This window comes from Prochlorococcus sp. MIT2302 (genome assembly GCF_059772385.1).
In genome coordinates this window covers 405,550-414,704 of record NZ_CM186285.1, presented here as the reverse complement: position 1 = coordinate 414,704, position 9,155 = coordinate 405,550, and the positions used below count along the sequence as shown (strand labels likewise).

General features: G+C 33.8%; 22 protein-coding genes. 13 read left to right on the top strand and 9 right to left on the bottom strand.

The features are described from left to right. Window positions 1-6 precede the first annotated feature (6 nt). Window positions 7-219: a hypothetical protein gene (locus AC6EI2_RS02305; protein ID WP_498462811.1), complete on the bottom strand. Its 213-nt coding sequence runs from the start codon at window positions 217-219 to the stop codon at window positions 7-9. A 515-nt stretch (window positions 220-734) separates the two neighbouring features. On the opposite strand from AC6EI2_RS02305, the gene AC6EI2_RS02300 reads away from it, so the two are divergent. Further along, a complete protein-coding gene (locus AC6EI2_RS02300; protein WP_269605792.1) occupies window positions 735-911 on the top strand; it encodes a hypothetical protein in 177 nt (58 codons plus the stop codon). A gap of 117 nt (window positions 912-1,028) precedes the next feature. Continuing rightward, entirely contained in the window at window positions 1,029-1,532 is a 504-nt protein-coding gene (locus AC6EI2_RS02295) for an alternative oxidase (RefSeq protein WP_498462810.1), read from the top strand. Window positions 1,533-1,586: 54 nt separating this feature from the next. Here the strand turns inward: AC6EI2_RS02295 and AC6EI2_RS02290 are convergent, their stop codons facing one another. The 3 genes from AC6EI2_RS02290 to AC6EI2_RS02280 all read right to left on the bottom strand — a co-directional run bounded on the left by AC6EI2_RS02290 (window position 1,587) and on the right by AC6EI2_RS02280 (window position 2,727). After that, the gene (locus tag AC6EI2_RS02290; protein ID WP_498462809.1) at window positions 1,587-1,856 is read right to left on the bottom strand and encodes a hypothetical protein; all 270 of its coding nucleotides are present in this window, start codon (window positions 1,854-1,856) and stop codon (window positions 1,587-1,589) included. A 95-nt stretch (window positions 1,857-1,951) separates the two neighbouring features. Continuing rightward, window positions 1,952-2,134: a DUF3764 family protein gene (locus AC6EI2_RS02285; RefSeq protein ID WP_498462808.1), complete on the bottom strand. Its 183-nt coding sequence runs from the start codon at window positions 2,132-2,134 to the stop codon at window positions 1,952-1,954. 377 nt (window positions 2,135-2,511) lie between these two features. Next, on the bottom strand, window positions 2,512-2,727 hold the full coding sequence (locus tag AC6EI2_RS02280) for a hypothetical protein (RefSeq protein ID WP_498462807.1): 216 nt from the start codon (window positions 2,725-2,727) through the stop codon (window positions 2,512-2,514). 876 nt (window positions 2,728-3,603) lie between these two features. On the opposite strand from AC6EI2_RS02280, the gene AC6EI2_RS02275 reads away from it, so the two are divergent. Together AC6EI2_RS02275 and AC6EI2_RS02270 are read left to right on the top strand one after the other, a co-directional pair. Beyond that, complete coding sequence (locus AC6EI2_RS02275) at window positions 3,604-3,744, top strand: hypothetical protein (RefSeq protein WP_181414027.1); 141 nt, start codon at window positions 3,604-3,606, stop codon at window positions 3,742-3,744. 264 nt (window positions 3,745-4,008) lie between these two features. Continuing rightward, window positions 4,009-4,179 carry a hypothetical protein gene (locus AC6EI2_RS02270; RefSeq protein WP_498462806.1) on the top strand — a complete coding sequence of 57 codons (171 nt, stop codon included), beginning with the start codon at window positions 4,009-4,011 and terminating at the stop codon, window positions 4,177-4,179. Window positions 4,180-4,215: 36 nt separating this feature from the next. Here AC6EI2_RS02270 and AC6EI2_RS02265 read toward each other — a convergent pair whose 3' ends face one another. Then, a complete protein-coding gene (locus tag AC6EI2_RS02265; RefSeq protein WP_498462805.1) occupies window positions 4,216-4,353 on the bottom strand; it encodes a hypothetical protein in 138 nt (45 codons plus the stop codon). 225 nt (window positions 4,354-4,578) lie between these two features. Continuing rightward, on the bottom strand, window positions 4,579-4,872 hold the full coding sequence (locus AC6EI2_RS02260; RefSeq protein ID WP_498462804.1) for an MTH1187 family thiamine-binding protein: 294 nt from the start codon (window positions 4,870-4,872) through the stop codon (window positions 4,579-4,581). Window positions 4,873-5,198: 326 nt separating this feature from the next. Here AC6EI2_RS02260 and AC6EI2_RS02255 point away from each other — a divergent pair, with 326 nt between their 5' ends. Continuing rightward, complete coding sequence (locus tag AC6EI2_RS02255; RefSeq protein ID WP_498462803.1) at window positions 5,199-5,339, top strand: hypothetical protein; 141 nt, start codon at window positions 5,199-5,201, stop codon at window positions 5,337-5,339. Between the two features lie 50 nt (window positions 5,340-5,389). Here the strand turns inward: AC6EI2_RS02255 and AC6EI2_RS02250 are convergent, their stop codons facing one another. The 3 genes from AC6EI2_RS02250 to AC6EI2_RS02240 form a co-directional block, all read right to left on the bottom strand. Further along, window positions 5,390-5,746, bottom strand: a complete 357-nt coding sequence (locus AC6EI2_RS02250; protein WP_498462802.1) for a hypothetical protein — start codon at window positions 5,744-5,746, stop codon at window positions 5,390-5,392. A gap of 194 nt (window positions 5,747-5,940) precedes the next feature. Then, window positions 5,941-6,087 carry a hypothetical protein gene (locus AC6EI2_RS02245; protein WP_498462801.1) on the bottom strand — a complete coding sequence of 49 codons (147 nt, stop codon included), beginning with the start codon at window positions 6,085-6,087 and terminating at the stop codon, window positions 5,941-5,943. Further along, window positions 6,087-6,773 carry a hypothetical protein gene (locus AC6EI2_RS02240; RefSeq protein ID WP_498462800.1) on the bottom strand — a complete coding sequence of 229 codons (687 nt, stop codon included), beginning with the start codon at window positions 6,771-6,773 and terminating at the stop codon, window positions 6,087-6,089. Before AC6EI2_RS02240 ends, AC6EI2_RS02245 begins: the two co-directional genes overlap by 1 nt. 90 nt (window positions 6,774-6,863) lie before the next feature. Here AC6EI2_RS02240 and AC6EI2_RS02235 point away from each other — a divergent pair, with 90 nt between their 5' ends. The 8 genes from AC6EI2_RS02235 (at window position 6,864) to AC6EI2_RS02200 (ending at window position 9,040) form a co-directional block, all read left to right on the top strand. Next, window positions 6,864-7,139 carry a hypothetical protein gene (locus AC6EI2_RS02235; RefSeq protein WP_498462799.1) on the top strand — a complete coding sequence of 92 codons (276 nt, stop codon included), beginning with the start codon at window positions 6,864-6,866 and terminating at the stop codon, window positions 7,137-7,139. After that, window positions 7,127-7,759 carry a DUF938 domain-containing protein gene (locus AC6EI2_RS02230; protein WP_498462798.1) on the top strand — a complete coding sequence of 211 codons (633 nt, stop codon included), beginning with the start codon at window positions 7,127-7,129 and terminating at the stop codon, window positions 7,757-7,759. The genes AC6EI2_RS02235 and AC6EI2_RS02230 overlap by 13 nt, the downstream gene beginning before the upstream one ends. Window positions 7,760-7,846: 87 nt before the next feature. After that, the gene (locus AC6EI2_RS02225) at window positions 7,847-8,119 is read left to right on the top strand and encodes a small RNA NsiR4-regulated ssr1528 family protein (RefSeq protein ID WP_498462797.1); all 273 of its coding nucleotides are present in this window, start codon (window positions 7,847-7,849) and stop codon (window positions 8,117-8,119) included. A gap of 253 nt (window positions 8,120-8,372) precedes the next feature. Further along, window positions 8,373-8,480: a high light inducible protein gene (locus tag AC6EI2_RS02220; protein WP_011125327.1), complete on the top strand. Its 108-nt coding sequence runs from the start codon at window positions 8,373-8,375 to the stop codon at window positions 8,478-8,480. A gap of 20 nt (window positions 8,481-8,500) precedes the next feature. Then, window positions 8,501-8,620 (top strand): high light inducible protein, encoded by a 120-nt coding sequence (locus AC6EI2_RS02215; RefSeq protein WP_011294968.1) that lies wholly within the window; start codon window positions 8,501-8,503, stop codon window positions 8,618-8,620. Further along, window positions 8,620-8,766, top strand: a complete 147-nt coding sequence (locus AC6EI2_RS02210) for a high light inducible protein (protein ID WP_269615540.1) — start codon at window positions 8,620-8,622, stop codon at window positions 8,764-8,766. Before AC6EI2_RS02215 ends, AC6EI2_RS02210 begins: the two co-directional genes overlap by 1 nt. Next, window positions 8,766-8,915, top strand: a complete 150-nt coding sequence (locus tag AC6EI2_RS02205; RefSeq protein ID WP_498462796.1) for a high light inducible protein — start codon at window positions 8,766-8,768, stop codon at window positions 8,913-8,915. The genes AC6EI2_RS02210 and AC6EI2_RS02205 overlap by 1 nt, the downstream gene beginning before the upstream one ends. Further along, window positions 8,915-9,040, top strand: coding sequence for a high light inducible protein (locus tag AC6EI2_RS02200; RefSeq protein ID WP_498462795.1), 126 nt, complete (start codon window positions 8,915-8,917; stop codon window positions 9,038-9,040). Before AC6EI2_RS02205 ends, AC6EI2_RS02200 begins: the two co-directional genes overlap by 1 nt. Window positions 9,041-9,155: the final 115 nt, after the last annotated feature.

The window sequence follows — 9,155 nt, the reverse complement described above, 5'->3', positions numbered from 1 at the left end:
CCAATATCAATTGCTATCACTGTTTTGTTGGATAGCTTTTTTTGCAAGATTTTCTAATTGATCAGGTGAAACTGGTGTCGTTTTATCTTTTCCTTCTTCTAATCCTCTTAGTAGAGAAGTAATTATTGCCAGTCCTAAAAATGCACCTAACCCCAACCAAAAAATTCTCTCTACTAAGAGTGCTGTGGGATTACCAATTGCATCAGTTACTTGTTCCATCTTCTCGATTTAAAAAAAATAATGGTCAGAGCAGTTTTTCACTAATTTTGCCTTAATCCATATTAGAAATTATGTGCAAAAAATTCTTGGCATAAAAAAACCCTCAAATTTGAGGGAGAAGATACTGAGAGATCCCCATCACCCAGTAATTTTAAAAATACTACTCGCTGTATACATATTACGCAAGCTAATAATTCCAGATATGGGTCTTTTTTTCTGTTTTTTTAATCTTTCTAACACCAGATATGGTAGGGGTTGCAATTTGGTTGAAAAACAGTTAAAAATAAAGTCCCCATCACCCAGGCCCGTAGGACACCATACCTAGGGTCTTTTTTATTGGAATTGCTTTTTATTTAGATCTTGGAGTTATTTGGTGACTCTGAGGCTGTGGAAAACTTAGACAACTTGAAGTATTTTTTTTACACAAGTTTCGATTAGATAAACATTTACTTCGTGCTAACCGTAACACTAAATATTTTTAGATCAGTTAGGTTTGTGCAAACATTTTCTGATATATGTCTGAGCTTCAGCTAGTTGACTCATTTCCCATCTGGAAAGCTGTTTTATGGTGTTTCTATCCAATGGCTGCTCTAGTTCTGGTAGAACTAATCTCAAGAGCGCTTCCAGATGATGATGACGATTTCGGTGGAGGAAAGATGATTCCTGCTTACCAACCTGTTAGAGCAAGATAGATTCAATCATCCGATTATTTCCATATTCAGCTTCAGTAGCTAACGATAGTTAAATAAATAAGTAAAAATTCACATCTTTTTCTGAGTATTTATACTTAAATGGTTAGCCAATAAATTATGAAAGGTTTTAATTCATTTATTTTAAATATCAGTGTAGGCATACTTGATCGAATTTACGAAGGTAGACCTATTCAACGTTTTTGGGTTCTTGAGGTTATTGCTAGAGCCCCTTATTTTGCATTCTTATCTGTTTTGCATTTACAAGAGTCGCTTGGTCTAAAGACTCCTTTAAGTAACAAGCTTATGAAGGCTCATTTTTACCAAGCAATCAATGAGACGGAGCATTTAGATGAGATGCAATCACGAAGCGGCAATAGATATTGGGTTGATCGATTTCTTGCCAGGCATTTAGTGCTCTTCTATTACTGGGTAATGGTTTTTTATTACTTACTATCGCCATCAAATGCATACGATATCAATATGAAAATTGAAGAGCATGCGTATGAAACCTACGCAAAGTATTTAAGCGTTAATCCAAATGATCAGAGGATACGTGAAATTGCTCAAGATGAGATCAATCACGCGAATGAATTAAAAGAAGCAATTGCTTTGATTAGTTAAGACGCCAACTTTTTGTTGATATTAATAATGATAATTTTCGTTTGTGGTTCAAAATTATCTAAAGCAAGCATCTCCAATAATTCTGAGCTTCTCAATACGAGTAAGGTTCTCTCTCTTTAGCAATGTGTTTGGGGAAACAGCCAAGCCTAATTTGATTCTGTTTGGCAAGGATTCAACTAATGATTCAATATCTGTTAAATCTTCATTAGAAGATGCAATAACATCTTTTGTGCATTCCCAACCTTTGGTCGTAATGATTTGAGGCCATATAAACCAAAGACTGCTAAATGCTCCGAGAATTAAGAAAAACAGATTTCTAATCATTGTTCAAATTTAATTGTGACTAATCTTTTAATTTGATACTTTATTTATACCTAAGCAATTTGGATCCTCAAGACCAGAGACTAGGTTCTGCCGTACTAATGAATGCACCATTTTTTTTCAAATATTTCAATGTTTTTGTATGTGTTTCCCGAGACACCCTCTAAAGCTTGAACTAAAACGATCGCTTTTTCAGGTTTTTCTTTGCTCAGACCTCTGAAAATGACCTTTATACCTTTGGCTGATCTAGCCGGAGCCTCATCGTTGTCAAATTTTTTCACCCACTCTTCTTAAGGTACTTTTACATCAAATGTACGTACAGTTTTTCAACCATTAGGTGAAAAATAGAGTTATTTTTTCAATTTAAAAGCTCGCACCTTGCTTGTAATAACGCATCATATTTGTGGCATGAATTTAATAAATATTTTATCGGATGTCTTTAAATATTCTTTCCTTGAGGAATTTTTCGTATGCCACACCAGCAAATTTTCGCGTTCATTCATTAAGCGGATCGTATTAGAAAATTGCAAGACTACTTTGATTTGGGAAGTATTTTGAATATGCATCACCATTTAAGATGCAAAAATCGAATAAAAATATCTTAAAGTTTTCTGGGTATTCCTTCCATGGAAGACTTTTCAACTCTTCAAGCTCCGTTTCAAAGTTTTTTCATATTTGCGTGTACGTAAAACCCGTCGTCTAAGACATTGGGGATATCTTCATTAACCGAGCTTGTTGCTTCAATTGAATCTGTGAAAAATGCTTCCTTAGATGAATCGAAAAAATCAATTTTTTGATGATCAGTTCTACATCCTTTAGCTATTTCACCGAAAATGCTTATTTGATCTCGTTTGCTTGTTTTTTCTCTCGACATATTGATGTTTTGATTTGAGATAAAATTCTTATACCCCAAACTTATTATTTTTGATCAGATTAAGTGGAAATGCAATGGGCATTAAGGCTGATTGCGTTGAGGTGCGAATAGAGCAAAGATACATTTGTAGAGCTCAGAGGCACCATTGATGGTCGACACTCCACCTGAGTATTTAAGAGAAGCGAACTGAATTCTGGTTCCTGCTCCAACATTCTCAATGAATAAGTAGGCTATTCGTCTGATGCGACAAGGATCAATGATATAGGTGCGTCAATTCAGTCGAAACTCCTCTGCATCGTTTAGGTGCCCTAACGGAGTACAAAAGCCTTTCTACTAGACACTTGGCCCCAGGCCACCAATATCCAGAAGCTTCTGCAAAGAATCGGTAAAGAAAGGGCCCCCTTAGGCCCTTTTTAAATGTCTGATTAAAAGAGATTTGATATTTCTACGGTTTCCCTACCTAAGACGTACGGTTCTACGGAGCCTTTGAAGATAGGGAAAATTTAAGATAAATTTACGTCAGGCAATCAATTGCATTGGTCAGTAATTGATTGGCTTCTGGGGGGGAGCACTGACGTTTTTTATTCAAAGAAACAACCTTCTAAAGCTCAGTATAAAAAGAAGGTTGTTCTGAGAAGTTCAAAAAATATAAGAACAAACCACTACCAGCCGTGTAGTAATAATTACTTAACATCTATTACTCATGGGTATCGTTATTTTCATTGTGGTATTCATTAGAAATTTTAATACAAGCAAACTAATTATTGTCATAATTTCTTTTTATTGAAGTATGCCGAAAGGCAATTACCCCTATCGGTCTTTACGATCTCTGAGACTGATTGGGAGTGGTTAAATTACATCTGATTTATTTTTTTGATGTCTAAAGAAACTTACCAAGAAATTAAACGAATCAGTGGAGAAGAACTTAAAGAGTTGTTATCCAATTTAGATAATGTTTTTGATTTAGGTACTGGTACCTTGTTGGGTGATAGCTATTTGGCTTCAACAGATCATTAGGTTACTGTTTTTTGCTTTTGTGTTGTTGAATTCGTTATTTGATTTTTTTCCTCTACATTTGAAAATATCAAGTCTCCAATGACTCATTTTTTGGCAACCTATATAGATTTTGTTCAAAGTGTTGGCTTTATATTTTTAACATCCATGGCAGTTTTAATCACAAGGAAACTATTTTTAGATGATAAAAAAGACAATTACATTCAAGCTGTGAAGATTAAAGTTGATAGATGAATTTTTTGCTAGAACTTAAAAAAAAAGAGGAAAATGCCAAAAGCTTTTGAGGATTTTAAATTCTCTGATGATCAAAGAACTGGAGCAGTGTCAGTATTTTGGGAGGACGTTCATCTTGCAGCTAAGGCCTTAAAGGAGGATACTAATTGCCCCAACGAAATCATCGCTAGTGGTTTAAGAGCTGTTGCGGCTGAATGGGATTGATTCTTGGTTAGCTATATAACTAGGAGTCTTTAACACCTAATTTTGTTTTGGCTCATCATTTGAATCGGAATTCTTTTTTTTTCCTTCTTCTTCTTCCTTAAATTTCTTCATGGCTTTACTGCCTATAGCATCTTCGATTAATTCAAAAAACCAAGTTTTTATAGGGTTAGCCATTCTTAACGAATTAGATAGTTTGTGAATAACCAAATAGCAATGACAAACATTGCCACTCTTCCGTGAATAACTTCTGATCTGCTTAGACGAGCAAAGATAGTCATTAATTACCGTGCTGGTATTTCTTTTATATCAGTACTTCTATGAGTATGCATAGGTAAATGTTGGGATCTTTCTTTTGTTTTAGGGTTTTAAACTTTTTATTAATGCTTTTAAATTCTTTTGCTATGAGCCTTTTACACTTTCTACTTTTTCTTTAAATAATTGCTTCTTATCTGTACGTGTATTTACTTTTAATGTTGTGTAAACACGTGGAGCACCCTTGCTATGAACTGCCTCATGGCATTTCTTTACGCATTCAAAAACTTGATCCCACTCCCCTTCAATTGCGGTTCCATTTGGACCCAGTTCATACTCAAGCTTATGTCCCTCAATAATTGATAAGCACGCCTTTATGTATGGAGATAATGAGACACCTACCCCTATTGGTACTAAGCAAAGATCTATGCTTACCCACATATCAACTTAAGATTGAAAGCATCATTAAATTCTAGCTAAAAATTTTTATACTTAATGTATTCTTAAATAATAGCTCTTTACAAAATAAATTATTGTAGGCCGGTTATTACTAATATTTTTGAGTATTTATTCGTCTCGTCCTCTTTGTGATTAAATTAAAATGTAACGAAAAAAATGTGCTATGAATAACTACAAAATTCAGGTCCTGCCTTTTTTCATTATTACATTTGCGATACTTATCAGTGGCGTTACTGTTATCTTTACTTAAGTGGTTTTATTGATACATCCTGTTAGATTTAGAGAACAAATTAAATTAATATTTTTTAATGAATTTTGCCACGATTGCAATTATTACTATTGTTTCTACTTTATTTTTCTATATGATTTTCTTGGTGCTTGGGGTTGGAGGTATCGCCAAAAACCGCAGAGCTCAAGGTCTTGATCAAAGTAAAGGAAGTGACAATTAATTGATTTAGGAAATAATTTAAGTAGTATTTTATTTGGTAAATGAATCTTCTTAACCTCTTCCTTTTTGACAAGTACCTATCAAAGTTCTATACCTCTGTGGGGATTCGACTGAGTAGATACCATACTTTCCATTGATTTTGTAGATATTCCTAACGATGTTTCTATTATCTCTTTGGGTTATTATGTATGAATTACGTCTAATCAAAGTCCTTCCTTCTTTTTTTATTCCTTTATCGACAATTGTAGATATTAATCCATCTAGATTAATTGTTAGATAGCTTGTTTCCCAATCTGGTTTGATTAGAGCACCTCTATTTATTTCATATTTACCTACACATTTTAGAAAAAGTTCTTCCGATCTATTTTGTTGCAATGGTATTAAGAGTAATCCAGATAGCAAAAACAAATTGAAATGAAATTTCTTAGTATGTATATACTTAAATAAGTAGTTGATAATATGATTTAGAATTTTTATATCTTTACTCATATCTGTCTTGTTTTGAATTTGATCTTTACGAGTTTAATCTAAATCCTTTTTTTGTAGTTGTTTGTTTAGTTACTTACAATTTTATTCTCCATAAATTTGTAAGTGAAAATAACTTAATCTTTCTTTCCTCTTAAAATCATTGTTAGTGGTATACCTTTTGTAAATAGTATTCCTATGGTTAGGATTGAAAATCCCATTGGGGAAATGATCTCAACTCTTCCAATTACTTGTGATGCTTTTTGAGTTGTAGCAATAATCATTAATTTATGGCGTATGCCCAAGGTATTGATAGGTTATTTTCTTCAAGATACTTTTGCAATTTTCTTGAATTGATTTTCAATACTAGTCCATTTGTTGGATAACTTGTAAATAACTTACCCTCTCTCCAACATTGAAGATAGATTTCTACATCAGAAATGAAGTTTGTAAATTGAGTTTGTGGGATTTCAAAATTTAGATGTTTTAATTCCTGAAGTGATTGAAAATGATTAATATTGCATTGACATATTTGAAAAGCGCAGAATTTAAGTCTTTTAGACTGTGATATAAAATTTTGAATATCTATAAATTCAGTTTCATCTTTTCTAGTTGATAAAATTTTATTGTCGTAAAGAACTCCTTGTATTTCTAGTCTGTTTTTAATCGCTAGGCTTTTAGGAATAGTTTTAAGAGACCTTACACTTTCTGTTATGTCTTGACTATTTTTATTTATTACCTTGTTTAATTCTCCATTGATGTATTGAATGCCAATGATTGATCCAATGATTTTTGGTTCTAGAATTATTCTTGTATTCGGAAGAAATATCTCCAACCATTCACGTATATTTCCTTGTCCTAATGATAAGAAGGAATTTCTTCCAGATTTGTAATTAAAGATAGAATTGTCATGAGATATTCTCTCAAGATTCCTTACAAGGTGATTTGATACCTCAATCTCTTCTCTCATCTTTAAGTCCTACATTTAATCAAATTGGTTGCTTTTTATAATGGTAGGCATATTTAATATAGATAAATTTTGTTTTTTGTAAGATCAGGAATGAGCCGATATTATTGCCCTTTCTGCTCTTCTCGTTATCAATTTCATAAAACTAGTAGTGATGGTGTTTTGATTTGTGGTCTCTGCGGTGACCCATTAGTTAAAAAGACCTTATTCAATTCAAGACGGATTATTGGAGCAGTTGCCGCATCTGCATTTCTAGCTCCTTTACTAATAATGATTATTTTTATTATTAAAGATTTTTCTAAGGAAAAACTTCCAAACAAATCTGATTCCTTCGTCCTATTAACAATTGATAAATCATGGTTAATATAAATCCCGACTATCGCCTAGATTTTCCGGCTACGACAAGGAATCGTGATTCCATCGCCGCAGTTTTAAGCAATTATATTTCTCCTAATTGCTGGCTTTTAGAAATAGCTAGTGGTAGCGGACAACACGGAGTCTTCTTTCAAAAAAAATTCCCATCAATTACTTGGCAAACCAGTGATCCCGAATTTCAACATAGACAAAGTATTAATTCATGGATTAGGCATGAGGGGCTTTATTCAAAAATGCCGGAACCTCTTAATCTTGATGTAGATATTCGTCCTTGGTCAATTACCAATCGACTTGGGGCTTTAATTAAGGGAATTGTGTGCATAAATATGATTCATATCTCACCATGGAGTTGTACAAGATCTTTGTTTGAAGAATCAAAGAAATATCTAGATCAAGGTAATTTTTTGATGCTCTATGGACCTTTCTTAAGAAAAGAGAATCAAACTTCAGAAAGTAATTTGAATTTTGATCAATCCTTAAAAATACAAAACCCGCTCTGGGGGCTTCGCAACTTAGAACACGTTAACGATATTGCTTCTGAGAATGGATTTAATCTTGATAACATCATCGATATGCCAGCCAATAATCTTTCAGTTATTTATCGCCTAAAGTAAAATTTACATATTTTTTATTCTTTCTACTAAGAATTCCAGAAATTCGGTAGATGCGATAGGAGAATAAATTCATTACGCTTTTTTCTTGTGGAGTTCTCTGGCCCAGATGCAATTGATAACGCTATCCAAGCTGGCTTAGATCTAGATGGAAGTCCTATTCCATCAGAAATGCTGACCCTCTACAGGGATGTCATGGATAAAGAAAATGCGCGTAAAAGAAGTGGAGTTAAGAAATCAATGCGAAACCGTATTGTTAAAACTGGATCCAAACATTTTGACCAAGACACTCTAAATACACGATTAATCAATGCTGGTTGGGATGGATTAAAAGCTAAAGAAATTGACTTTTTTTATAACTGAGATCCAAAAAAAATAATTTATATTTAATTTATACACACAGGTGTCACAATATTTTCGGAGCTTTTTGGTTTATTTAAAAAATAATATTTCTTTGAAATTTCAAAATTAGTGTATTCAAAGCTGCTGTAGTTATTTCCTTTTTTGTAGCCTTTTTGACTGAATCTCATTCTTAGGAGGCAAGCCGTACTTTGAAAGCTTTACGTATGTTTACAATTAGTTTACATTTATTTACATACACACCTCGATTTTCATCATGACTCCAGAAGCAGAAAAGTTTAACGGTTGGGCAGCGATGCTTGGCTTCGTAGCAGCATTCGGCGCATACGCAACAACAGGCCAAATCATTCCTGGAATTTTCTAAATCAATAACTACCAATAACAATGCAACCATCTAACAAAACAATTCTAGAAAGAAGTATCGGAAGACCAGCCATGATGGCATTCGTTCTTCTAACAGGTATCTACCTAACAACAGGTCAACTTATCCCAGGTGTCGTTTAATGAAAAATTCAACTGTTGAAACTCCAAGAGTCGAAGAAGGTAAAGTAATTGCCGAAAGACTCAACGGCTACGCAGCATTTGTTGGATGCTGGGCACTCATCGGTGCATATCTTACAACTGGTCAAATCATCCCAGGTGTCGTTTAATGACTACTCAAAACGACAACAACGGTAGGAAAATTGATCCTAAAAAGGTAACTGCTGAAAGACTTAACGGCTATGCAGCATTGTTTGGATGCATTGCTTTAGTCGGTGCATATGCAACAACCGGTCAAATCATTCCAGGATTCGTGTAATGAACAAAGCAACTAATTATTGGAAAACAGCAGAGCAAATGAATGGTCGACTTGCAATGATGGGTCTTCTAGCAGCTGTTATTAATTACGGTTTCACTGGCTGGATAGTTCCAGGCTTTATTTAATTCTATTTCTTATTACAATGTCTCTAAGTTATTGGCTTCGCGCTGAAGTCGACGATCTCTTAAACGAAGATACTTTCTTCGATAGCTCAGATTATTCCAGCCTTTTGGAAGATAC